This window comes from Methanomethylovorans sp., assembly GCF_050177135.1.
Taxonomy (GTDB): Archaea; Halobacteriota; Methanosarcinia; order Methanosarcinales; family Methanosarcinaceae; genus Methanomethylovorans.
This window is the reverse complement of record NZ_JBFXHJ010000016.1, coordinates 1-23790: the sequence shown is the minus strand read 5'-3', so window position 1 is coordinate 23790 and position 23790 is coordinate 1. Positions and strand designations below refer to the sequence as shown.

The following is a 23790-nucleotide window of genomic DNA, read 5'->3' as shown; positions in this document are numbered from 1 at the left end:
TCGAAAAAGGACATAGCTTTCAGTATGCATGTCCTTATAGTGGATTCCTCGTTCATGGAGGGCATTACAATGGAAACCATTGGCATGCATTCTCATATTACTTACCATTACATATATTTATCATATAATCGAGCTATAAAATGGGATTTTTATTCAGCTGTTTATTATTTAGAACTATGAAATTATTAAGAAGATATAAGTATTAGTCTATCCGTATTGGTATACAGAATGGATGAGCTGAAAGAACTTATATTTGGTATCCGGGGAGTTGACGAGATCATCGGCACTCTGAAATCGCCATCAACTATATTATTAGCGGGAACAACAGGTGTAGGCAAGACAAGCTTTTGCCTGCAGATCCTCTCCCATGCTGCAAAAAATGGCGAGAAGACTCTATATATACCATTCACAACAGAATCTCCTGAAAAGCTGAAGATGTATTATTCCAGAATGCACTTCTTTGATGATCGGATACATATTCATCCCATAAACCGTTCCATATCTGAAAAAGATCCTTTAAGCACGTTGATAGATATTGGAAATATAGTAGGATCCACAAAACCAGATAGAGTAGTTCTTGATCCTGTAACACCTCTTGGTTTTGGGTTCATAGAACCTGAAAAAAGAAGGTTCTTCTATACACTTGATTCCATGATCCAGGAATGGAAAGCACTTGTGGTCCTGACAGGGGAAATGCTTAAGGAAGAATTGCACGACTCGGTTGTGAGCCACCTTGTTGATGGCATAATATACCTTTCAAGAGAAGACAATGGTTTAAGGACAGGTAACTTTCTGGAGGTTTTAAAACTTAGGGGAATAGATCCTCAAAAGAATACAGAGAGCATATACCGAAAATATCGCTACACTATGAGTTCTGAAGGATTCAGCATGATATCTTCCTCTCATAACAAAGAACCTGTGAATACTTTACCCGATAAGATAAGTTCCGGGATCCCGGGATTAGATAGAATATTAGAAGGAGGATTGTTCAGCAACAGCAGTACTTTGGTCACTGGCAAACCAGGCACTGGAAAAACCACTTTTGGCCTGCAATTCATCTCAGAAGGACTGAATAGAAAAGAACCTTGTATCATAGTCAGCTTTGAATGTTTGCACAATTCACTGGTCAATGAAGCAAAAAAGCATGGGTGGGAAATGGAACAATACATTGATGACGGATTATTGAAGGTCATATCTGCAGACCCTGACAGCATGTGGCCCGAGGAGCACGAGACCCTGGTCAAGGAACACATTATGGAAATGAATGCCAGGAGATTGTTCTTTGACGGTATATTCAATCTTGAAATGATGCTGCCTGACCAATTGCAATTAAGAGGATACCTTTATTCCCTGCTCAAGTATCTGAAGAAGAGAAATGTTACATCAGTCTTCACCACACCTAGATCTTCCAGTACCATTACGGAAAATACAAGAATGGATGCAGAATTCCTGATGGACAACATCATCATACTAAGGAATTCAGAAGGAGGAAGAAGATATATGTGCGTTTCAAAGAGCAAGGGCACGCAGCACAGGCTCAATCCTACTGAATACTCGATCACGGAAAAGGGTATCAAAATAAGATCTGATACCCTATTGTAAAAACAAAAGTTAGATTTAGATATTCTGGATCGTACGCTCTACTGTTATACCCAGGCCTGTCAGCCTGTAATTATCTCCCTGCCTCTCCAAGAGTTCTTTTTCCATCATTTCTTCAATGATCTTGTCCACAGATGGACGGAAAACATGCATTGTCTTTGCTATGTGCTCTGCATCCATCTCTTTTTTTGATCCAAGAAGAGACAGTAACTTCTTCCGATTATTATTACCAGTAACAAATCCGATAAGTTCTTCCATTGTTCAACCCCATTTCGTATTTTTGATTCTTTAGGCTTTGGTACATTCACTTTTATGTAGATATTCTGATTTAAACTGTTCCTATCATTTTTAATGTCAAGGTTAATGTTAAGGAGGGAATAGATTTATTAGTACATACACATTATTAGTCCTTGGCAGGCTAGTCCGGATAGTCCGGCGTCATCTATAACCCGAAATCGCCGATATGCGGGGGACGAAGCCGATGGAAGATGTCTGGATCATCCTCAAACCTGTGGTTTCAACTGAGAAACTCCGTCCTGCTTGGATGATGTTGATTTAAGGGCTTGTTGGAGAATAGGTTCTTATATCTTGATCGTGGGGACCAGTTCAGGCCCGGAAGGGAGCAGACCAACCATGAACAACCGTCGCTTGCAGGGTTGCGGGGTGGAGGCGAGACTGCAGATCATTTGTGTATGTGAATGACAGCGACCTGAGGCGCGCCTGCCACTTTATGGAAAAGCGTTAAATACATAGATAACATTAGGAACGGAAGTCGGGGAAAGCGTTCATTTTTCATGACGAGATAGCCAAGCCCGGTATGGCGCAGGATTGCTAATCCTGTGGTGCTACGCACTTCGGGGGTTCGAATCCCCCTCTCGTCGCTTAATTTTATGATACATACCTTATTGGATGAGAATATGGCAGAAAAAAAGGTCATTCTTCCTATGGTCCGAAAAGAAAAGAAAACAATATCTAATAACCCTGCTACAGGATGTGGCGGATGCGGTTCAAAGAGTTGTAAAGGAGGAGGAATGGGCATTTATCCAGGATCAGAAAAAGAGGTAGTATATAGAAATATATTTTTATACACTATTATGGGCCTTATAATATTCATTACTGCCTATTTGATCGTGCATTTGTTAAACCGGTTCATCGGCTGAAGGCTTTGAAGCCATTGTAGGATGATAGATATAACGCTTTACATCACCGCATTTTAGACAGGTTATTGCCATATATCTTCCTTTGAGACGTATCCTGCAATTATTACCAGGAACAAGATAACTTTCGCATTTTTTACAATATCGTACCTTCAACTCCCGAGGAAACCTCACAAGATAACGCATTCCGATCTTTCTTGCAAGTGAAACATATGCATCGCTCCTGGCTGAGTTCGAACTGTACTCAGCATCTGCCAATTCAAAGAGCCTTTGAATACGTTCCATAGCCAGATCCTTTGCAAGGTTCTTACCTTTTTTTTTAAAACGGGACATATTATACCTTAGAAATCTTCTGGAAACAACACTTCTACATGAGGAGCTTTTCTCGATACGTTTTCTCTGAAAGCCCGTATATTAGCAGCTCCATTAGTATCCGGAATGTCCGCGCATTCATAGTATACAGGAATGAAAATTTGAGGAGAGATCATGATCACGGCTTCTGCGGCTTGTTCTGTATTCATGGTACAGTCACCGACCGGAAGCATAACAATATCCGCTGAAATTGACTGCATCTCAGGGATCAAACCTGTAAAACCTGCATAATAAACCCTTTTACCACCAATAGTTATGACATATCCAACACCCACTTCTGTGGGACCAGAAACATCCGGCTTATAAGATGGCACTACCTCTATGGAGATACCTTTGATACAGAGATCATCGATCAAGTAATCACCTGCTTCCACACGTCGCGCATCACCCCTGAACTGAAGGGTTATATTTTCCGGTAACAGCGTGGTAGTGTTGCTGTTCCTTACAATACGTATGGAGTCCGGATCAAAGCTTCGAGGATGCTCGCTGGTAAGAAGGATGATATCTGCCATATCTTCAAGAGGAAGATTGCCTGATAAACCATATGGGTCCAAATATATAGTTACATTTTCCCCACGAAGCCTGAAACAAGCATTCCCGAGCCAAGTGATCTCTACACCGTCTATGATCTTGCTATTCACATTCATACCTTCACCAATGAGTAATGGACAAAGGTGTTTTAGTACCTATTAATATGTCGGCTGGCACAGTGGAAATAGCTGCCGGATAAATCAATGTTTATCCGATGCATCCCCTTTGGCTGTTATAAATGTAGATATAAGCTGCAAATAAGAGAAACAAGAAAGCTACTGGTATGGCCCTGAAAGAACTGCTCCAAACTGCAAAAGAACCTAATATGTTAAATGCTGAACACAATAGGAGAAGATAACCAGATGTGCGTACACTGAGAGTTTTTAAAAGATCCTCCCTGAAAAGCTCATTGATAGATACTACCGCACAGATCAATGCCCCGAAAAACCAGGAGATAGTACGAAAAGAAGGAGCAAAGCCCCCATAAGACAACATCGATAACTGCTCCACTACATTAACAAGAAGGGTACCATAGGCCATATCAAAATTAGCATAGAAAAATGAGAATTTGATACCCCAACCTGTACTGTAGAAATAGAACTCCCATGGAACAATGATGCATATGATAGGCATGATCTTTCTAAGGAGAACAAGTTCTGAAGGGTTTATGGGTAGGTGGTTCATGAATTAAAATAATATATTCAAATATATATTAATTTGCTTGTGCTGAACAAATGTATATATACAAACCTAATTTCTATATATCCTATAAATCTTACAAAAAAGAGGGATGGCCATAGAGATCAGAAAAGTGCAACAAACTGGTGGTTCAACCTATATAGTTTCATTGCCAAAACAATGGGCAGACAAAGTGGGCATAAGGACTGGAAGCCGCCTCTCGCTTTCACCACAACCGGACGGTAAGCTCGTAATAGACCCTATCCAGGATACACCACCAATAAGAAAGACACAGATTGATGTCACTGATCGCATGGGCGAGGTCCTGATAAGAGACATCATAGCAGCCTATCTCGTAGGTGCAGACATACTAGAAATAAAGTCAGAGAGAATGCTGGCTGAACAGAAGAGCATCATAAGAGAGATGTGTTATAAACTGATCGGACCAGAAATAATAGAGGAAACCGGAAAAAAGGTTGTTATAAAGGATCTGCTAAATCCTAACGAGATATCAATTAAAAAAAGTGTAAGAAGGATGTTCCTGTTATCAAACACCATGCAAAAAGATGCTATCAGAGCACTTAAGACCAATGACAAAGACCTGGCACTTGATGTCATACAAAGGGATGATGATGTCGACAGGCTATTCCTTCTGACAGCAAAACAATTTCGCGCAGTGCTCAAAGGTACCAAGCTTCCAGACACTTCGGAAACTTCAATAGACGAATACCATGACCTTCGCATGGCAGCGGGTCCTCTTGAGCGTATTGCAGACCATGCACAGAAGATAGCTAATATGGCGATGCATATGAACTATGCGATTCCGGACAATATAATGGAAATGATAGAAAAAGCTAGTGAGGCAAACCGTCAGATAGTTGAAGACGCCGTGGAATCCCTGTACAACCATGATGCTGAACTTGCAAACAAAGTTATAGAAAGAGAACATGCCCTCAAACCAAAAATAAATAGGCTTGACCAGTACATTTTGAAGATAGAATCCCACGAAGCAATTGTGGCATTGGGTATTGTAATGGACAGTATAGAGAGGACCGGGGATTACGGAGCTAACATCGCTGAAATAGCTATTAATTCAGCAATGTCTTCCACACATGGGTAAAAAACAGGAAAGAGAAATAGAAGTATACATAACTATTATAAATCAAAGGATTATTATAGAAAAATAACATTTCAAGTTTCATGAGCTGGATTTCCAGGAGGGAATAAATGGGCGTAATTACATCATTCAAGCAGAACTTCTCTGACTTTTTTAAAAAGCTCTTTAGAAAAAAGAACGCGCGTATAGGTATCTATGGTCCGCCTAACGCAGGAAAAACTACACTTGCAAATCGTATTCTGCGCGACTGGACAGGTGATGCAATGGGTTCTGTATCCCACATAGCACATGAGACCCGTCGTGCAAGACGCCGCGAAGGTGTGACAATTAAAGCAAACGGACATTCTATAACCCTCGACATAATTGACACACCTGGTCTTGCTACAAAAATAGATTTTCATGAGTTTATGGAACACGGAATGGAAGAGAATGAAGCAAAAAGGAGGGCAAAAGAAGCAACCGAAGGGGTCATTGAAGCTGTCAAATGGCTTGACAATCTTGACGGAGTGATACTTGTAATGGATGCTACTGAAGATCCATACACACAGGTTAACGTAACAGTCATAGGCAACATGGAAGCAAGGAAGTTACCTCTTTTGATAGCTGCCAATAAGATCGATCTTCCTGAATCGTCACCTTCCACCATCAGAGATGCATTCCCTCAGCACCCCATGGTAGCTATATCTGCGCTTGAAGGAAAGAATATAGATACATTATATGAAGAGATTGCAAAAAGGTTTGGGTGATGAAAATGCAGGGAATCCAGATGGACCTCATATCCGAAGAAAAACTTGCTGAGATGGCTCCTGTTGAAAAAGTAAGATTCATTATCGATGAGGTTAGAAGCGGCAAGATCCTTGTTCTGGAAAAAGGTCTTACACCCGAAGAAGAGGCAAGCCTCATAGAGATGACTATGACCCTGATCGATCCAGACGGGTTCTCAGGAATAGAGATGGAGAGTTACCCCTCAAAAGACGACACGTCAATATTTGGAAAAATACTTAAGAAACACACTGTTCGCACAAGGCTTACAGTGGTGGGGCCTGCAGACCAGCTTAAAACCCTGAAAAAGGATAGAAATATGATAAGTGCACTCCTGTCAGCTCATAAATGAGATGTGATACCATGTGCAGACTGTGAGTAAGATGGAACCTGCTGACAATACTGGATTAATAATATCGCCTACTCAATACCTTTGTACCATGGAAATGGGTAGAGATGACGTTAATGTGGTGTGTAGCTATGGAAAAATATCAGTATGGTTTGGCAGAACCGTGCCTGCAACAGTAATATGGAAAGTTCTCACCTGCATATCCAATGTTGACAAGTTAGCAGTTCATGAAAAGGAAATAACTTGTAGCTTTGATGATATCACTCTTTACGAAAGCTATGGGTTTGTACTGATATCTTATGCTAAATTCAAGAGAGGTTATAGGGCAACATTTAATGTTCCTTTCTTAAGCAGTAAGGCCCTTATATACTTGGCAGATTCCATATTTAAAGAGCTAAAGGAAAAAAATGTGCTCATAGATATATACTGGACTGGAGATTATGCAAATATTATGAGATTGTATCAGGAGCTGGGCACCATCGAGCAATGGAAACTGAAAAATATAACCTATAAGGATGAGAGCAGGAGTACGTCAAATTTCTAAGCGCGAAGGCAAGTGAGAAAATGATACAAAAAAGATTAGAAGTAACCGAATGCAAGTATTTGATTTCATCAATGGAGCTCATGGCAAAACACCTTCAGAAGGTAGTTGCTGAACTTGATCGACAAAGCATCAAAGAAATGCTTGAACACATAATTAATGCACGAGCAGTGTTTGTTATGGGAGCTGGAAGATCGGGACTTGTTGGAAGAGCTTTTGCCATGAGGCTTATGCACCTGGGATTCACAGCGTATGTAGTAGGAGAGTCAACAACACCCGCTGTGACAAAAGAAGATGCAGTAGTTGCTATATCCGGTTCTGGACAGACACGTTCTGTGGCAAACCTGGGAATGATCACAAAGGAGATAGGCGCTAAACTCATAACCATCACTTCTAACGAGGATTCCGGATTAGGGAAAATATCCGATACCGTAGTAAAAATTGCCGGAAGAACAAAAGAAGATGCAGGTGAATATGTTGAAAGGCATCTGAGAGGAGAGTACACATATCTTACACCACTTGGCACATCTTTTGAGACATCTGCAACTGTTTTTCTTGATGGGGTCATAGCAGAAATGATCTATATCACAGGTGCTTCTGAGGAGGACCTCAAATCAAGGCATAATAAATTAGAATAAAGGATGATAAGATATGTCCGGGTCAAAGTTTGCTGACAGGGTCCTCAGTATGAACATATCGGGGATCAGGAAGATGTTCGAAGCTGCGGGTTCAGATGCCATAAATCTTGGACTTGGACAGCCTGATTTTGATACACCACAACACATCAAGCAGGCAGCTATCGATGCCATAAACTCGGGATTCACCGCATATACAGCTGGTCCTGGAATTATAGAACTTCGAGAGGCATTGAGCAGGAAGTTTAAAGAAGAGAATTCTTTTACTGTTGATCCTTCAGAGATCATTATCACTTCCGGAGCCTCAGAAGCTCTTGAACTTGCCATTGCCTCTCTTGTGAACCCAGGCGATGAATTGATGATAGCAAATCCTGGATTTGTTTCCTATAATGCTCTGGTTAACATGATGGGGGGCAAAGTATCCAGTATCCCTCTGGACGATGAACTTACCATCCGCCCTGAAACGATAATGGAAAAACTTAGCCCGAAAACAAAGGCAATGATAATCAATTCTCCTGCGAACCCCACCGGTGCAGTACAAAGCAAGAAGGACATGAAGGCGTTTGCAGAGATAGCAGACGACAAGAATATTACCATCATCTCTGATGAAGTTTATGAGCATTTCATCTATGAAGGAGAACATGTCAGCCCTGCACAGTTTACAGATAATGTGATAACTGTAAATGCTGTTTCCAAGACCTATGCTATGACCGGATGGAGAATAGGATATGTGGCAGCTAAGGAAGAATATGTCGAACAGATGCTAAAAGTTCACCAGTACGTGCAGGCATGTGCAAATTCCATTGCGCAGAAAGCAGCTTTTGCAGCCATATCCGGACCCCAGGATTCAGTGGTCCTTATGAGAGATGAGTTCCTGAGGCGTAGGAACGTATTGATAGACGGGCTAAGATCCATGGGACTTAAATGCGTGGTTCCAAAAGGAGCTTTTTATGCATTCCCTGAGGTGGATGATTGCACTAAAGTAGCCGGTGATCTCATAACCAATGGAGTGGTTGTGGTGCCCGGTACAGCTTTTGGAGAAGGAGGCGATGGACACATAAGGATATCCTATGCATCATCCATGCCGAGCATCCACAAAGCATTGGAAATAATGGAAAAAGTGCTTACTTAAATTTAAACGACAATTCTGTCACTCTTTTTTTCTTTGATCATTTCAATAAGGGTCGTTAGTACTTCTTCGATGCCTTCTCCCGTAGCTGTGGACATGGACATGTCTGTAAGATCGAGATCCTGGAAATGAGGAAGATCAGATTTATTAGATACAACAAGTATCGGCAGATCGAATTGACTTCTTACTTCCTGCAACAGGTTTTTTTGCTCCTCAATGGTATAACCACAATTCTCACTTGCATCAATAAGGAAAAGCACCACTGCATCCAGATGTTTTAAAGCAGTAATTGCCTGCAGTTCAATAACGTTCCTTTCGGACATTGGCCTGTCAAGAAGACCAGGCGTATCAATGACCTGATATCTTTGAACACCTCGAGAAAAGTGGCCTATAGATACCCCTTTGGTAGTAAATGGATAAGATGCAACCTGGGGAGTTGCTTTCGTTGCTGCTGTTACAAAACTGGACTTACCAGTATTAGGATAACCCGCCACAACGATCGTTGGCTCTTCATGAACATCCGGGAGTTTGCGCAGGATATTACGGGCTTCATTTAAGAGTAAAAGGTCTTTACTTATGGAATCCATCAATGATCCTATGCGTCCGAAACATTGCTTGCGTAAGTTTTCCGGCGTAGGGCTACCACGCATCCGACCTACATATTCCCTGGTGAGATCATGTATCTTTTCACTTGTCCATGCTACTCTGGAAAGGGATGTACGTAATCTGTCCACCCCTACAAGTATATCTGCCAATTCGTAATAAAAACCAGACAGCTCATCAAAGTTCGGGAATTTTTTGCTGATATTGGCCAGATTATCGGTCAATATATTAGCTGAGGTTAGCAGCATAGACTCCTGTGAGTCAAGGAAGCTTGCCCTGCTACTTGATTTTTTCCCAGTTGCTGCCCTTACACCTCTTCTGAAGGCTTTATCTATGAGTTCATCAGAAGTACGGATAGTAGGAATCTTCTCGAATATCATTGTTTCTTTACCTGTATGACGTTCAAGGTATAATGACGTATATAATTGTTGTTCTGCGGATAGAATATAATTAACATTGATGAAAAATACTCAATTATATATATATGGGTGGAGTACTATATTTTAATTTTATAAGAGGCGAATGGTGATCACATGGAGCTCACACCTATCCAAAAAGACATACTTATTGCTTTGATCAATCTCCAGAGGGAAAAGGACCGCGCTATAAAAGGTGAAGAAATAGCAGAAATAATCAACAGGAATCCGGGCACGGTCAGAAACCAGATGCAATCCTTAAAAGTGCTTGAACTTGTGGAAGGGGTGCCTGGTCCCAAAGGTGGTTATAAAGCAACCGGGGAGGCTTACGAGGCATTAAATGTCACTGCGATGGAGAATGAAGCAATGGTGCCCATCTACAGGAATGGAGAAGTAGTAGAAGGGGCAACTGTGGCAGAGATCAGTTTTACTACCGTACGTCACCCGGACCTTTGCCATGGAATGATAAAGGTACTTGGCAACATAAGAACTTTTGAACAGGGAGACCTTGTACAGATGGGACCAACTCCGGTCAATAGACTTATAGTGCGGGGAGAGATAGTGGGCAGGGACGACACCGAGAACACACTTGTGTTTTCAATAAATGAGATGATATCTCTACCTAAAAAGCCCGTGAGATACTATTCCAGCAAAAACTTCATCGCATTGGACTTAAATACAAGTATAAAAGATGCTGCTGCGATGCTTTCACAAAGTAACATACATGGTGCTCCCGTAGAAGATAATGGGAATATAGTAGGAGTAATTACTTTTAAAGACATTGGGAAAGCCCTTGCAAAGGGAAGCATGGATGCAAAAGTTAAAGACATAATGACAATGGATCTGGTAACTATTGACTCAGAAGCGTCCCTGATAGATGCCGTTAAGCTGTTCAATGCCCATGGAGTGGGATTCATTATAGTGACCTATGATGGTGTTCCAAAAAGCGTACTGTCAAAGACAGATGTACTGCACGAACTTGCAGTATACTGATAGATAATAGCACGTACAGAAAAGGAAGGTAATAAAAGTTATAAACAGAGGATTATTTTCTTCTCTTTCTCATTTCCTGGGCAATGTCCTCCAGAGAGATATCAAGTGCAGCAAACATAACCAACAAGTGGAATATTAGATCTGACGATTCGGATACGATCTGGCCTTTTTCTTTTTCTTTAACTGCTAAGATCGTTTCAATTGCTTCTTCTCCGACCTTCTCAAGGATCTTGTTGATGCCTTTCCTGTGATTGAGCAAGGAACAGACATACGAGCCTTCTATAGGATTCAACTTGCGGTCATAGATAACATCATAAACTTCATTCAGGACAGACAGATCAGTATCGGACATAGTTCACCTCGGTGCAAAGAATACGAAGCAAATGCAATGAAGCGGTCTTTATCTAAAGAGTTTTCCCTGTTGATCAAAAATAGAATTTAATGTGAAGACGTTGGAATATATCCATCCAATATGACGGGTATTGGTAGAACCAACGTCTTAGTCAAATTATCACTGAAGAAATGTATTTATCTCTTTTGGTCTCATTGCCTCAGATCTTCCTTGGATCAGTGATCTCACCTGTAAGAGCTGATACAGCAGCAGTTGCTGGAGAACTCAGGTAGACAAATGAAGCCGGGCTTCCTTCTCTCCCCTTGAAGTTACGGTTGGATGTTGCAAGCCCTACCTCGCCATCGCCTAGCAGTCCAAAAGAGCCGCCCATACATGGACCACAGCACGGAGCCTCCACAATGGCCCCTGCCTCCATGAACTGCTCTACATAACCGGCTTTGAGGACTTTCAGGTATTCTGTCCTGGAAGCAGGAATGATAAGCAGTCTGACACCTTTGGCAACAGGCTCATCACCCATGATCTTTGCTACTATTTCAATATCTTCAAATCTACCGTTAGTACATGAGCCCACAAATATCTGATCAAGTTTTGTGCCTTCCACTTCTGTAACCGACTTCACGTTGTCAACGTTGTGGGGACAGGCTACCTGTGGTTCGAGCTTGGAGATATCATATTTCCTGATCTCAGTATATTTTGCACCTTCGTCGGATTTCCAGTATGGGTCAAATTTATAATCTGGAATGCGTTCCTCAAGGTAAGCTGCAGTTATTTCATCAGCTTCTATTATACCGGCCTTTCCACCCATCTCTATGGCCATATTGGAGATGGTCATCCTCTCAGAGATCGACATATTGTGGATAGTCGATCCGGCATACTCTGCAGCCTGGTAACGTGCTCCTTCTACACCCACATCCCCAATAAGGTGCAGGATGAGGTCTTTAGAATAGACCATTTTTGGCAACTTACCTTCCACTTCGAACCTAATGGTCTCGGGCACCTTGAACCACAGCTTGCCCGTGGCAAAGACCGCTGCCATGTCCGTGGAGCCTATACCAGTAGAAAAAGCACCAATCGCCCCATATGCACACGTATGGGAATCCGAACCCACTACAAGATCCCCGGGCCTTACATGTCCTTTTTCGGGCATGATCTGATGGCATATACCTTCATACACATCATAGTTGAGTATGCCCTGCTCCTGAGAGAAGTTACGAAGTTTTATGTGGTTTGCTGCAGCATTTAGAGAATCTGCCGGCACCTGATGATCAAAAATGATCACGATCTTGCTGGGATCCCACACTTTCTTCTCTTGCTTACTTGCCATGATCTCATAAAAACCATCTATTGCAAGAGGACCCGTGATATCATGCGTCATTGCACGATCGATATTTGCAAGTACGAATTCCCCTGCCTTCACGGCCTTTCCTGATGCTTTAGAGAAGATCTTCTCAGCAATGGTCATTGGATAGTTGGTATTCTCAGACATGGTGATCAACGTTCTAATTTTTCATTATAAATAAAGCGATCCATATAGGGATCACATACGCTCACATCTGCGATGGGTCCCTTCACTGTCATGCACTATATAGAATACATGCCCCTTTTTGAATCTTTCCAGAGAAAAGCCAACATTTGTTTCCAAAGGCTCGAAATGTTCGTAGCGCTGATATACCAGAATTCGCTCTTCAAGTTCATGTATGTACCTATCTAGTACCAGCCTTGCAAGTTTCAGACTATCAGCATAGGACATGCCCGACCCCAAACCCTTACATTCTGAGGTATGAAGCTTGCAATCTTCCATGTAAAAAGGATATGTCTGACATAGGGCAGGCCGAAGATCATAGATCAAGCACCTGAAGGATAGACCCGCAGCTTCAAGAAAAATACAATCACCATTTTTTTTACGCCTGAGCATCCAGCCAAAGCTGTGAATATTTCCGTCATTATCAGTGAATGGGACCAGATCTGATGGATCAGAATTTCCTTTTAGAGCATTCTCAACTTCATCAGGGATAAAAGGCAATGAAAATTCTGCAGCAGATAAACCACTGTATTTAGATATGCGCAAGATATCCTGCTGCATGAGCATTACGCGGTTATCGTTATGATCGCCTCTGCAACAGTTCCCGCATTGAGTGCATGAGAAGCCTATTTCCCTTAGCATTGAGGCTATGGATCCAACTTTCATTTCGGTTGCCCGATACAGTTCCTTTCTGGCACCTTGGATAAGAAGATCTTTGTATTGCTCTGAAAATGGCATTGAGATCCTATAGATATAATATGAGTAATCAAGATATCGGATTAATTAAAATATATATTTGAGTAACTAATATTTAACATGCATAAAAATATAAATATTAAATATAGATTATGATATAAAATAGACAATATGCAAAATATCAATTCACAAAATGATCCATAAATTGAACAAGACTTCAAGGGAAGAAACGTTGATCAAATCGAAGGCGACAAAAAATCCCCAGTAATATTTATTCATACAAATATGAAATGATTGTATCTACATGTTCATACATATTCATACATAAGCATACTGCATTTAGAATAAAAGAAGTTTGTATGAATATGTATGAAAAAGCAAGAAACATACCAACTAACTGTTCCATGAACACATCCAATAGATACAATGAAAATACATAGTAATAGTTACGTAACAATAAATGACTACAATGAACAACGACAAAAAAAAAATAAAGAAAAGAAGGTAAAATTAGAAAGAAATCGAGTTTCAGCAGACTACTTTTTGTTTGATTCTTCCACACCTACCGCATTAAGGAACCTTTTAACAACTGATTCGTTCACAAGCTTAAGCAAAGTCTGCCTGTCTTTTGCAACACTGAATACACCTAGAGGGATCTGCGCAGCTGCAGCATTGGAATGACCTCCGCCGGAACCTTCACCAAATGCCTTTTTCATAACATCCCCCAGATTCACACGTATATCGTTGCTTCTGCCTGAAATGAAAATAGTGTCCTCCGATACACCAAAGACGAGAGTGGTTGATATTCCTTCAAGGTTCAGCAGATAGTCTGCTGCCTGGGGCAATGTATCCCTATCCCTGATACTGCCAACGTTCGAAATGAGATAACCGCTATATACCTGCCGGTTTAAAATAGCCTCACCCAACACATCAAGGGTTTCTGTGGACATGGAAGGACGCTCAAGCTGATCAAGGATGTCATGCTCCGAAAGAGGATACAGATAGGATGCTGCAGAAAGATCGGAAGAATCTGTATTCCTTTTAAAGTCCAGGGTATCAGTTCGAATACCATATAGCAGAGCAGTTGCAAGTTTCTTGTCAATATCTATATTCAATTCCTGAAGATATTTAGTAAGAATTGTTGCCGAAGCACCCACGTTCGGACGTATATCTATGAACTCTGCATCGATATGTGCATCACCAACCTGATGATGGTCAAAGACAGCACCTATATGGATACCTGGCTGCAATTTATTATTTGAACCAGGGACCGCACAGTCTACAAGAGCGATCTTATCGTAATTTGAGATATCACGATCTTCCATCTTGAAAAGATCTATACCTAACAAATTCACAAATGCCTTGTTCTCCTGATGACCTATCTCCCCACCGTAGAGAATGTCTGAAACCACATCAAAACTTTTAGCGATCTCCTGAAGAGCAAGAGCACCGGAAATCGAGTCAGGGTCCGGATTATTGTGCACGACTATTGCCAGGGTCTTGCCCCTCAGACCGTTGAACCACTGGACAAGTTTGTTCCCTCTTAACATGGACTCGGCTCTTTCCAAAGACCTTGCAAGGGATTTTGCCACAACTTTAGGAGGAATGATCACAAGATCGGCCCCAAGTGTTTCCATTTCCTGCATATTGATGGCATCCGAGGCTCGTGCTACACAATAAACATCTGGTGAAACTTTTTTCCTTATATTTGCCAGCGCAGCTTTATTAGCCAGTGGATCAGAACTCAGGATCATTATAGCTGCTAGGTTTTTTGTGTTGATCTTTTCCAAAACCTCCGGGTCGCTGATGTCACCTACAATGGCATCATAAGCTTCTTCCCTTAATGTTTCAACCTTTTGAGGATCTTTATCTACAACAAATATTTCTTTATCACGTTCCTTGAGCTCTTTTACAAGAGCGAAACCTAAACTACCGCTGCCTAGGACCAGATAAAGGGGTTTTATCTTAGACTTGTCCATGGCATTCATCTCTTTGGTGCTGGCGTTAATAGAACGACCTCCATAATCTTCATCCAGTAAAACCATTATCTTCGGTCAATTACTGGATTCGGGAAATATCAATGAATAAATAGAATGTAAAACAATGGATTAAAAGATAACTATGGATTCTATTACCTGGGAAGAAATGAAAGCTATTGATGCAAATTGCGCTCAGCTTGGCCTTTTGCCCATCCAGCTCATGGAAAACGCAGGTTCTTCAATATCAAAAGAGATAAGTAGCCGTTTCTCCGGAGGAAAAATATTGCTGATTGCAGGCAGAGGGAACAACGGAGGAGATGCCTTTGTGGCCGCACGCCACCTTTGCCAGTTCCCACAGTTCCAGGTCGATGTCATACTTTTAGGAAATGCTGCCTCAATACGCACTGAAGAAGCAAAGAAAAATTTTCTGCTGCTTAGACATTGTAACATCAACAGTATAAACGAAATAACCGATCCTGGAGATGAGAAACTATCCGGATCGATCAATAATGCCGATATCATAGTTGATGGAATACTTGGAACTGGTGTGAAAGGTGATATTAAAGAACCAGAAGCTTCGGCAATAGAACTTATAAATTCGTCCGGAAAATATGTGATATCGGTTGACGTGCCTTCAGGAACAATGGACACAAAGAGCGAAGTGCCAAAATGTGTCAAAGCGGATCTGACAGTTACTTTCCATAAAATGAAAGAAGAATTGAACAGACTCCCGGTATCCCATTACACCGGCGAAGTAAAGGTAGAAGGCATAGGTGTTTGTTCCCATGCTGAAAGAGTTATAGGTATAGGGAACCTGAGAAACCTGAATATAAGGACTCCTGATTCCCATAAGGGGCAAGCTGGCAGAATACTCATAATAGGAGGGGGGGCTTATTCGGGAGCTCCGGCCCTGGCGGCCCTCGCGGCGCTCAGAACGGGAGCTGATACCGTAACAGTGGCAGCCCCATCCAATGTAGCCAGCACCATTGCATCTTTCTCTCCTGACCTTATTGTACGTTGCCTATCAGGTCAAAGATTGTGCAGTGATGATCTGCCCCTGATCACAAAACTTGCTTGCCAGCACGATGTAATTGTTATGGGCATGGGGCTTGGGAATGAGGATGGAGTGGAAAAAACTGCACGCAGAATAGTCCCTTTGGGCAAAAAACTAGTGCTTGACGCAGATGCATTACCTGCCGTCGAGGAGGTTAAAGGCAGTGCTTCTGAAATAGTCATCACACCCCATGCCAGAGAGTTTTCAAGGATAAGGAAAGTTGAAACTTCGGTGGACATGAACAAGAGGATAGAAGAAGTAATGACATTTTCTAAAGAAAAAAATGTAGTTACTCTTCTCAAAGGAAAAGTGGATATTATTTCCGATGGAAAGAAAGTCATGCTTAATCGGACCGGTAATGCAGGAATGAGCGTAGGTGGTACAGGAGATGTGCTTGCGGGTATCACAGGTGCACTTTTAGCCGCCAACTCACCATTGAAAGCTGCCGCCTGTGCAGCTTACATTAATGGAGCTGCAGGAGACCTTGCATTCAAAGAGAAAGGATATGGGTTACTAGCTACCGATATAATCGAAAGGATAACTGATGTGATGAGGGAGTGAATTTATGACAAAAGATGAGAATAGGAAGATCAGCGTTGATATTGAGAGAAAAAATGTCAGAATAATTATTACCCACGTAGAAGACGAGGAAATACTCAAGTTGACAGTTGATGAAGCTAAAGATCTTATAAAAAAGTTAGAGAATACAATTGAGGACTATCGGCAAAGGCAAAACCTGCGCATAGACTGAATTGATGGTGGTTCCCTTGGAGAAAAAATTAAGCCATCTGAAAGATGACAGAGCCATAATGGTGGATATCAGTAGCAAAGATATTGTTGACAGACGTGCAACAGCAGTCGGTGAGATCTTACTCTCCGACCGAACTATAGAGAAAATTAAAAATGGCACGATAGAAAAAGGTAATGTATTGGCAACTGCCAGGACAGCAGCTATACTTGGTGTAAAAAGAACTGCTGAAATGATACCTATGTGCCATCAGATACCTATAACAAGTGTCGATGTAGATTTTTCCTTCCGAGAAGGAGCAATAGTTGCCACTATAGAAGTCCGGTCCGTTGGGAGAACCGGAGTAGAAATGGAAGCACTCACTGGTGTTTCTATCGCACTTCTAACAGTGTGGGACATGGTGAAATCCGCAGAAAAAGATGATACTGGTAATTATCCCAACACTTCCATAAAGAACATAAGCGTGCTTGAAAAGATAAAGGGAACCAAAACTAATTAACATAAGACATAGTAGAGTAGAAAAATCATATCCGAGATTAAGTAAACAATTTCTTGAGGTACTTAAATTGAAAATAATAGGAGGGCCAGCATCACAGGCACTTGCTACCCGCGTGGCAAGAGAGATGAACATTGAACCAACTCTTTGTGAGTTCAACCGTTTTCCCGATGGTGAGATATATACCCGTATAATGGAAGAGCCTATGGACGAAGTGACCATCATACAGAGCACTGCGACAGATTCCGACCTCATGGCACTGCTACTTATGATAGATGCCTGTGAAGATGCACAGGTAGTAAATGTGGTTATTCCCTATATGGGATATGCACGCCAGGATAGGAAGTTCAAATCTGGAGAGCCCATCAGTGCAAGAGCTGTAGCTCGAAGCATATCTGCAGACAGAATATTTACTGTAAATATCCACAAGCCAAGTATATTGGATTATTTCAGTTCCGATGCTTTTGACCTGGATGCTTCAGATGTCATTGGAAAATATATCAGTTCCCTCCATCTGAAAGATCCATTGATCGTAGCTCCTGATATAGGCGCTATGAGCCTGGCAGAGAATACTGCAAATGGAGTGGGTATTCAGTACGATTATCTTGAAAAGACAAGGCTTTCTGGGGACACCGTGACCATCAAAACGAAGAATATGGATGTCTGTGGCAGGGATGTTGTCCTGGTGGATGATATGATCGCTACAGGCGGTACAATGGCGGAATCTATAAAACTCCTCAAGAGCCAGGGAGCAAGTGACGTTTACCTTGCATGCGTACATCCAGTACTGGCAAAGAATGCGGTGTTGCGTCTTTTTAATGCAGGTGTGCGTGATATCATAGCTACGGATACACTGGAAAAAGCGCAGAGCTCGGTGAGCGTTGCACCCCTTATTGCTGGTTCCATAAAGAATTTCTAACCTCAATTATTATCTGTGATCATTATGGGAATACCTGCAAAGTGTCCACTTGATGGAACATCAAATTGCAAAGGAAAACAATGTCATCTCTATCATGTGGATTGGCGCACCAAAGAAGCTAATTGCATTATTGGATACGGAAGTTCCCACAAAAAAACCCATTCTGAAAGAGTGATCCTAGATACATACATAGAGAATACGAAAATAAAATTAGGAAGGGATATAGGCATCCCAGAGATGCCTGAAAAAGAATCCGAAAATGATCCTAAAAACATTGCAGCTGATATGCAGACAAGTGAACCTTTTGAGAAGGTAACTGTAAGAAACAAGAATGCAACTGTTATAGAAACACACGATAAGTTCAAAAAAGAACGAGAATAGAAAAAGTGATGGATACAGACTTCTAACTGAAAGAACTTTGGAGATGATCGTTCTCTGTTACCTTCAGAAATTGAAGAAAGTGAACTCAAAGAGATATATAGAATACTTCTGGAAGAATTCGGACCCCAGAAGTGGTGGCCTGCAGAAACGCGCTTTGAGGTAATAGTAGGGGCTTTTCTGACTCAGCAGACAAAATGGTCCAACGTAGAAAGGGCCATAGGCAACCTCAGGCAGGCAGGACTGCTTGAACCATATGGTCTTGCCAAAGCAGACATCATCGAGCTGGAAGAAATGATAAGATGCTGTGGATTCTATCGACAGAAAGCCACCAGGCTGAGAAATGCAGCACAGTTCCTGATAGAGAACGATATGCACGAACTGTTCAACCTTCCTATTGACCACTTGCGTAAAATTTTATTATCTATGAATGGCGTTGGTAATGAAACTGCAGATAGCATCCTACTATATGCTGCTGATAAACCTAAATTTGTTATAGATGCGTATACTACACGCATTATGAGCTGCATAGGCGTGGAAGGCAATTATGGAAAGCTACAGAAATTATTTGAAAGTGCACTCCCACAGGATGTCAACATGTTCAAAGAGTACCACGCACTTATCGTTGAATATGGGAAATCATATTGTGGAAAAAAACGCTGTGAGGAATGTATACTGATAAAGGGCCACAGGAAAGGAACAATGCATGAACAAGAGCAAGTATGAAAAGATATACGAATTGCTGGAGGACATAACGGACATAGGACCCGTGGCCAAGACGTTCGGTATCCACCCGGGTATTGCGTATACGATATTATCCCAAAAAACAGTTTCTAAGGTAAAATCAAATTTTGGTAATTTGAAAAGAAGTGGACCGGCACAACTGGAACAATGGAACAGAGGGAAAACGATACTCGATATGTCCAAAGCTAAAAAGATACCTGCCACGTTGATGGCGTCCCTCATACTGAAAGAACTGGACATACCTAAAAAAATGGCTTTTAATTCCCCGGCCAGACTTAAAAACAAACGTTTAAGCCAAGAGATCATAGAGGCTCTGGATAAAGATCATTTTTTTTCTCCACGTGCACACGATCTCCAGCTGGAAAAAGGCAGACTTGGAGAGGAAATCATCTCCCGGTGGCTAAAGGCCCATAAAATAGATTTCCTGACCGAGGAACAATTAAGAGAGCAGAATATGACCAAGACCCCAGACTTCCTGCTGCCTGAACCCATAACAATAGATGACATGAGAATATCCTGGATAGAGAGCAAGGCAATGTTCGGGGATGAGCAGGAACACAAACACTATACGAAAAAACAGTTTTCCCATTACGAACAGATGTCCGGCTGTGGATTAGTAGTATATTGGTATGGGTTCCTAGACACGCTTGAAAGCAATGGACATATACTAAAATGCTATCTATTCTTTGAAGAATTCGAAAAAGAGGTCACTGAGCTTCTGAACTTTGGAGTTCACCAGTGAATACAAGCACAGCTTGGGTAGCATTTGTGTCTATTTCATCGTCTTCCGGGTGATCCCCTTCATCATAAAGAACCGGAGCAGATGCAATGGAACCATGGGTGCCCAGCATTTCAATAAGAGAGGCAAGTTCATCACCTGCTGGATCCCGCATCCTATACAGCATGAATATATCCCTCATAACTGAAAGACTGTTCCTTTCTCCTATAGGCGTGATACGAGTCATTGAAGAAAAGAGCATATACTACTAATTAACTCTTTCGATTCGTACTTGTGCGAACATTTTTTCTTATGTGAGACAAAAAGGACCATAGTATTCAGATGGCTCCGGGAGAAGGGGCATTACAGGACAGGCTTTGAAGCTTACATCCCGGGATATGTGCGATCACTTAGTGCAGAAGGAGAATCTTGCACCTTCCAGACATACCTTCACACCACAGCTCTAAAATAATAGTATATAATTTCATAATGCATCATTATTATGAATTTGGTGAACTAATATGGCAGAGATAACGCATTGGGCAGATGTCATGGCAGAGGAGATCCTTGAAAGCGGAAAAAAACACCTTGTGGCAACTGGCATCACTCCCTCAGGACACATCCACATCGGGAACATGAGAGAAGTGGTCACGGCAGACGCAACTTACCGTGCTCTGCTGGATCAGGGAGCAGCTGCAGAAATTATCTATGTTGCAGACACTTACGATCCTCTGAGGAAAGTATATCCTTTCCTGGACGAAAGCTTTGCACCTCATGTGGGAAAGCCTATTTCAGAAATTCCCTGCCCATGTGGTGAATGTACCAGTTATGCTGAACATTTTCTCAAACCGTTCTACAAAGCCCTGGATCGCTTAGGTATTCATCCTAAAATATATAGGGCTGATGAGATGTATAAACAGGGAATGTATGTGGAAAGCATCAAAACAGCTCTCCTCAACAGAGACAAAATAGCACGTATCCTGCAGGAACACTCCGGAAAAGAGGTCACAGATGACTGGAGTCCATTTAATCCGATCTGTAGCAAATGTGGCCGGCTTACGACCACTAAAGTCACTGGATTTGATATTGAAGCAGAGACAGTTAATTATGCTTGCTCCTGCGGAGACTGCGGAACCGTATCAATGACAGGAGGAGGGAAACTTACATGGCGGGTGGACTGGCCTGCCCGCTGGGGTGTGCTGGGAGTTACAGTTGAGCCTTTCGGGAAGGACCATGCTTCCAAAGGTGGGTCCTACGATACAGGCAAAGCCATAAGTGAGGAAATATATGGATACAAAGCACCATATCCGGTGGTATATGAATGGATCATGCTGGGTACAAAAGGCGCAATGTCTTCCTCAAGCGGAGTGGTAGTGGCAATATCCGATATGCTGGAAGTCCTCCCACCCGAAATATTGAGATACTTGATCATAAGAACAAAACCTGAGAAGCACATTCGCTTTGATCCTTCCCTGCCCCTGCTCAACCTGGTAGAAGAATATGAAAAGCTGAGTGCTAACGCAGAAGGGTCCGGCTATAACAAACGACTGAAAGAACTATCACATGCAGCAGGTATCTGCCACACAGATATCCCTTTCAGGCACATGATCACTATTTACCAGGTAGCTCACGGTAATCTTGACAGAGTGATGAAGATAGTGGAGAGATCGGGATACAGCACGAAAAATGAGAAATGTATCCTGGAACTTGCAGAGAACGTCGGAAAGTGGCTTGACATGTATGCTCCTGACATGGTAAAGTTCAGCGTCAAGGAAGAGATCCCTGTACAGGCTGCAACCTTGAACGCTACCCAAAGAGCTTTCCTCCAGGCATTATCCGAGGAGATAGATGCTGCAAAGGAATTGAGTGGGGAAGATTACCACAACCTTGTCTATTCCTCCCAGGATAAGAGTTCTTCTCTTAATGCCAGGATTGCCCGTATAATGGGGATTGGTACTGATGAACTGGAAGTAAAAACAACTGAGATGTTCAAAGCCATCTATCTGGCCGTGCTGGGACAGCAATCTGGCCCAAAGGCAGGATGGTTCCTTTCATCAATGGAAAAGGACTTCCTTGCAAAGAGATTCAGTGAAGCTGCAAGTTACAGGCCATAAAGAATTGATAGAGAAAGAAGATATTCTTGCGTGGGAAAAGGAGTACAGGCATTTACAATGGGGCTGTGCTGGCTCCATATCCCATATAACAGAAATGCTTCCTCCTGGAAGCGAAGTACTGGATGTGGGATGCGGATGTGGAAGACATCTATTTCCACTATCTGCCTGCTACAGCACAACAGGTATGGATATTTCATCCATGGCTTTGCACAGAGCAAGGGAGTACCTGAAAAAGCAGGATAGAAAAGCTGATTATGCCACTGCAAGTCTTACCCACTTGCCCTTTAAGGGAGAAACTTTTGATGCCGTGATCTGTCTGGGAGTTTTGCAGCATCTCACTGAAGCAGCTAGATATGCTGCAGTCAGCGAGATAAGAAGAGTTTTAAAATGCAATGGGTTGGTATTCCTAGAGGTCTTTGGTTCTCAGGATATGAGATATGGGGGAGAGGAAGTAGAAGAACGCAGTTTTATGCGCCACAATGGGATCCTTTACCACTATTTCACTCCCGAAGAAATAAGGACACTTTTCAAAGGATTCGGCTTCCTCGAATTGAAAGACAACCTATTGGAAAAGAATTATAGAGGAGAGAAATATATCCGGCACATGATCCGTGCCGTTATGCGCTATGATCAGAAGAAGATGCCCGCATAGTGCAGCAGGATCACAAGGATGGCACCAACAACACCTGCAATGGCACATGTAAGGACCACAACCCATGAGTATGCTATTTCCAGTCCTAGAGCGGTATTGGCTATAACAAGCACAAGCAATCCCATGATAGTATTGACCACCATGTTCTTTACGGTCTTCAGGACTTTATAAAGCAGGTATGCAATTACTATTGCAGCCAGAACGATTATGATCTCTGTAGCCATGTACATAATATATGGCAGAATAAATATTTAACTATTATCCCTATATTTCTCCCTGCAGCGAGATCAGGAAGGTTAACACTTTAGTATCAAGCTCCTCCAGTGTGGAATACTGCCACAGGGCAACATGGGGATTACCCAGGACCATAGCCGACACATTTGATCCAGGCCTGTACAGACACAGTACCGGAATATGCCTTTGAACTGCACTGCATATCTCATAGCCAACGCCTGTAGAAGGAAGACTTACCTCTGCAATAAGGCATGAACTGTGCTCTAAGAGAGCTATATCCCTTGCAAAGATCTCTTGCTCTG

Annotated in this window: 29 protein-coding genes, 1 tRNA gene, 1 other RNA gene and 2 pseudogenes; 21 read left to right on the top strand and 12 right to left on the bottom strand. The window is 42.1% G+C overall.

Translation table 11 applies throughout. From position 1 onward, the window contains the following. The first annotated feature begins 228 nt into the window (after nucleotides 1-228). On the top strand, nucleotides 229-1602 hold the full coding sequence (locus AB7U21_RS02630) for an RAD55 family ATPase (protein WP_428386848.1): 1374 nt from the start codon (nucleotides 229-231) through the stop codon (nucleotides 1600-1602). 15 nt (nucleotides 1603-1617) lie between these two features. On the opposite strand, the gene AB7U21_RS02625 is transcribed toward AB7U21_RS02630, so the two are convergent. Further along, the gene (locus tag AB7U21_RS02625) at nucleotides 1618-1857 is read right to left on the bottom strand and encodes a transcriptional regulator (protein ID WP_333786611.1); all 240 of its coding nucleotides are present in this window, start codon (nucleotides 1855-1857) and stop codon (nucleotides 1618-1620) included. Between the two features lie 153 nt (nucleotides 1858-2010). Here AB7U21_RS02625 and ffs point away from each other — a divergent pair. The 3 genes from ffs (at nucleotide 2011) to AB7U21_RS02610 (ending at nucleotide 2759) form a co-directional block, all read left to right on the top strand. Next, an RNA gene (ffs, locus tag AB7U21_RS02620) (signal recognition particle sRNA) lies at nucleotides 2011-2325 on the top strand. A gap of 70 nt (nucleotides 2326-2395) precedes the next feature. After that, a tRNA-Ser gene (locus tag AB7U21_RS02615) sits at nucleotides 2396-2480 on the top strand. A gap of 36 nt (nucleotides 2481-2516) precedes the next feature. Beyond that, entirely contained in the window at nucleotides 2517-2759 is a 243-nt protein-coding gene (locus AB7U21_RS02610) for a hypothetical protein (protein ID WP_333786610.1), read from the top strand. Here the strand turns inward: AB7U21_RS02610 and AB7U21_RS02605 are convergent. The 3 genes from AB7U21_RS02605 to AB7U21_RS02595 form a co-directional block, all read right to left on the bottom strand. Then, nucleotides 2739-3089 (bottom strand): ribonuclease P protein component 4, encoded by a 351-nt coding sequence (locus tag AB7U21_RS02605; RefSeq protein ID WP_333786609.1) that lies wholly within the window; start codon nucleotides 3087-3089, stop codon nucleotides 2739-2741. The genes AB7U21_RS02610 and AB7U21_RS02605 overlap by 21 nt on opposite strands. 8 nt (nucleotides 3090-3097) lie before the next feature. Beyond that, nucleotides 3098-3775 (bottom strand): MBL fold metallo-hydrolase, encoded by a 678-nt coding sequence (locus AB7U21_RS02600; RefSeq protein ID WP_333786608.1) that lies wholly within the window; start codon nucleotides 3773-3775, stop codon nucleotides 3098-3100. Between the two features lie 91 nt (nucleotides 3776-3866). Next, on the bottom strand, nucleotides 3867-4343 hold the full coding sequence (locus AB7U21_RS02595) for a hypothetical protein (protein ID WP_333786607.1): 477 nt from the start codon (nucleotides 4341-4343) through the stop codon (nucleotides 3867-3869). A gap of 106 nt (nucleotides 4344-4449) precedes the next feature. Here AB7U21_RS02595 and AB7U21_RS02590 point away from each other — a divergent pair, with 106 nt between their 5' ends. From AB7U21_RS02590 to AB7U21_RS02565, 6 genes are all read left to right on the top strand, one after another. Further along, nucleotides 4450-5457, top strand: a complete 1008-nt coding sequence (locus tag AB7U21_RS02590; RefSeq protein ID WP_333786606.1) for a PhoU domain-containing protein — start codon at nucleotides 4450-4452, stop codon at nucleotides 5455-5457. A gap of 107 nt (nucleotides 5458-5564) precedes the next feature. Next, nucleotides 5565-6200 carry an Era-like GTP-binding protein gene (locus AB7U21_RS02585; RefSeq protein ID WP_292352471.1) on the top strand — a complete coding sequence of 212 codons (636 nt, stop codon included), beginning with the start codon at nucleotides 5565-5567 and terminating at the stop codon, nucleotides 6198-6200. A 5-nt stretch (nucleotides 6201-6205) separates the two neighbouring features. Then, the gene (locus AB7U21_RS02580) at nucleotides 6206-6568 is read left to right on the top strand and encodes a DUF2073 domain-containing protein (protein ID WP_292352470.1); all 363 of its coding nucleotides are present in this window, start codon (nucleotides 6206-6208) and stop codon (nucleotides 6566-6568) included. A 31-nt stretch (nucleotides 6569-6599) separates the two neighbouring features. Next, nucleotides 6600-7109 (top strand): hypothetical protein, encoded by a 510-nt coding sequence (locus AB7U21_RS02575; protein WP_333786605.1) that lies wholly within the window; start codon nucleotides 6600-6602, stop codon nucleotides 7107-7109. 20 nt (nucleotides 7110-7129) lie between these two features. After that, nucleotides 7130-7744, top strand: coding sequence for a 6-phospho-3-hexuloisomerase (gene hxlB, locus AB7U21_RS02570; RefSeq protein ID WP_333786604.1), 615 nt, complete (start codon nucleotides 7130-7132; stop codon nucleotides 7742-7744). A gap of 13 nt (nucleotides 7745-7757) precedes the next feature. Further along, nucleotides 7758-8873, top strand: a complete 1116-nt coding sequence (locus AB7U21_RS02565) for a pyridoxal phosphate-dependent aminotransferase (protein WP_333786603.1) — start codon at nucleotides 7758-7760, stop codon at nucleotides 8871-8873. Nucleotides 8874-8875: 2 nt separating this feature from the next. Here AB7U21_RS02565 and AB7U21_RS02560 read toward each other — a convergent pair whose 3' ends face one another. Next, nucleotides 8876-9853 carry an NOG1 family protein gene (locus tag AB7U21_RS02560; protein WP_333786602.1) on the bottom strand — a complete coding sequence of 326 codons (978 nt, stop codon included), beginning with the start codon at nucleotides 9851-9853 and terminating at the stop codon, nucleotides 8876-8878. Nucleotides 9854-10006: 153 nt separating this feature from the next. Between AB7U21_RS02560 and AB7U21_RS02555 the strand changes: the two genes are divergently transcribed. Beyond that, a complete protein-coding gene (locus AB7U21_RS02555) occupies nucleotides 10007-10882 on the top strand; it encodes a CBS domain-containing protein (RefSeq protein WP_333786601.1) in 876 nt (291 codons plus the stop codon). Between the two features lie 52 nt (nucleotides 10883-10934). Here AB7U21_RS02555 and hisE read toward each other — a convergent pair whose 3' ends face one another. The 4 genes from hisE to AB7U21_RS02535 all read right to left on the bottom strand — a co-directional run bounded on the left by hisE (nucleotide 10935) and on the right by AB7U21_RS02535 (nucleotide 15440). Beyond that, nucleotides 10935-11234, bottom strand: coding sequence for a phosphoribosyl-ATP diphosphatase (hisE, locus tag AB7U21_RS02550; RefSeq protein WP_333786600.1), 300 nt, complete (start codon nucleotides 11232-11234; stop codon nucleotides 10935-10937). A 199-nt stretch (nucleotides 11235-11433) separates the two neighbouring features. Continuing rightward, the gene (locus AB7U21_RS02545; protein ID WP_333786599.1) at nucleotides 11434-12720 is read right to left on the bottom strand and encodes a 3-isopropylmalate dehydratase large subunit; all 1287 of its coding nucleotides are present in this window, start codon (nucleotides 12718-12720) and stop codon (nucleotides 11434-11436) included. 51 nt (nucleotides 12721-12771) lie between these two features. Then, a complete protein-coding gene (locus AB7U21_RS02540; RefSeq protein WP_333786598.1) occupies nucleotides 12772-13494 on the bottom strand; it encodes a YkgJ family cysteine cluster protein in 723 nt (240 codons plus the stop codon). A 494-nt stretch (nucleotides 13495-13988) separates the two neighbouring features. Further along, nucleotides 13989-15440, bottom strand: a complete 1452-nt coding sequence (locus AB7U21_RS02535; protein ID WP_428386850.1) for a DHH family phosphoesterase — start codon at nucleotides 15438-15440, stop codon at nucleotides 13989-13991. Nucleotides 15441-15573: 133 nt separating this feature from the next. On the opposite strand from AB7U21_RS02535, the gene AB7U21_RS02530 reads away from it, so the two are divergent. From AB7U21_RS02530 to AB7U21_RS02495, 8 genes and pseudogenes are all read left to right on the top strand, one after another. After that, nucleotides 15574-17046 carry an NAD(P)H-hydrate dehydratase gene (locus tag AB7U21_RS02530; protein ID WP_333786596.1) on the top strand — a complete coding sequence of 491 codons (1473 nt, stop codon included), beginning with the start codon at nucleotides 15574-15576 and terminating at the stop codon, nucleotides 17044-17046. 4 nt (nucleotides 17047-17050) lie between these two features. Beyond that, nucleotides 17051-17236, top strand: a complete 186-nt coding sequence (locus tag AB7U21_RS02525) for a hypothetical protein (protein WP_292352459.1) — start codon at nucleotides 17051-17053, stop codon at nucleotides 17234-17236. 16 nt (nucleotides 17237-17252) lie between these two features. Further along, on the top strand, nucleotides 17253-17732 hold the full coding sequence (moaC, locus tag AB7U21_RS02520; RefSeq protein WP_333786595.1) for a cyclic pyranopterin monophosphate synthase MoaC: 480 nt from the start codon (nucleotides 17253-17255) through the stop codon (nucleotides 17730-17732). Between the two features lie 67 nt (nucleotides 17733-17799). Next, a complete protein-coding gene (locus tag AB7U21_RS02515; protein ID WP_333786594.1) occupies nucleotides 17800-18648 on the top strand; it encodes a ribose-phosphate diphosphokinase in 849 nt (282 codons plus the stop codon). A 24-nt stretch (nucleotides 18649-18672) separates the two neighbouring features. Next, nucleotides 18673-19029, top strand: coding sequence for a hypothetical protein (locus tag AB7U21_RS02510; protein ID WP_333786593.1), 357 nt, complete (start codon nucleotides 18673-18675; stop codon nucleotides 19027-19029). A gap of 54 nt (nucleotides 19030-19083) precedes the next feature. Beyond that, a pseudogene (locus AB7U21_RS02505) lies at nucleotides 19084-19536 on the top strand (endonuclease III domain-containing protein); the annotation flags it as partial. 9 nt (nucleotides 19537-19545) lie between these two features. Next, a complete protein-coding gene (locus tag AB7U21_RS02500) occupies nucleotides 19546-19752 on the top strand; it encodes a hypothetical protein (protein ID WP_333786592.1) in 207 nt (68 codons plus the stop codon). After that, complete coding sequence (locus AB7U21_RS02495) at nucleotides 19733-20512, top strand: C15orf41 family protein (protein ID WP_333786591.1); 780 nt, start codon at nucleotides 19733-19735, stop codon at nucleotides 20510-20512. Before AB7U21_RS02500 ends, AB7U21_RS02495 begins: the two co-directional genes overlap by 20 nt. Here the strand turns inward: AB7U21_RS02495 and AB7U21_RS02490 are convergent. Further along, entirely contained in the window at nucleotides 20478-20735 is a 258-nt protein-coding gene (locus AB7U21_RS02490; protein WP_333786590.1) for a hypothetical protein, read from the bottom strand. The two genes, AB7U21_RS02495 and AB7U21_RS02490, sit on opposite strands and share 35 nt — an antisense overlap. A 274-nt stretch (nucleotides 20736-21009) precedes the next feature. Here AB7U21_RS02490 and lysS point away from each other — a divergent pair, with 274 nt between their 5' ends. Both lysS and AB7U21_RS02480 read left to right on the top strand, forming a co-directional pair. After that, nucleotides 21010-22602, top strand: a complete 1593-nt coding sequence (gene lysS, locus AB7U21_RS02485) for a lysine--tRNA ligase (RefSeq protein WP_333786589.1) — start codon at nucleotides 21010-21012, stop codon at nucleotides 22600-22602. Then, the gene (locus AB7U21_RS02480; protein WP_333786588.1) at nucleotides 22577-23254 is read left to right on the top strand and encodes a class I SAM-dependent methyltransferase; all 678 of its coding nucleotides are present in this window, start codon (nucleotides 22577-22579) and stop codon (nucleotides 23252-23254) included. Before lysS ends, AB7U21_RS02480 begins: the two co-directional genes overlap by 26 nt. Here the strand turns inward: AB7U21_RS02480 and AB7U21_RS02475 are convergent. Further along, the gene (locus AB7U21_RS02475; protein WP_333786587.1) at nucleotides 23233-23478 is read right to left on the bottom strand and encodes a pro-sigmaK processing inhibitor BofA family protein; all 246 of its coding nucleotides are present in this window, start codon (nucleotides 23476-23478) and stop codon (nucleotides 23233-23235) included. The genes AB7U21_RS02480 and AB7U21_RS02475 overlap by 22 nt on opposite strands. 40 nt (nucleotides 23479-23518) lie before the next feature. Further along, nucleotides 23519-23790: pseudogene (locus AB7U21_RS02470) on the bottom strand (nucleoside 2-deoxyribosyltransferase); the annotation flags it as partial.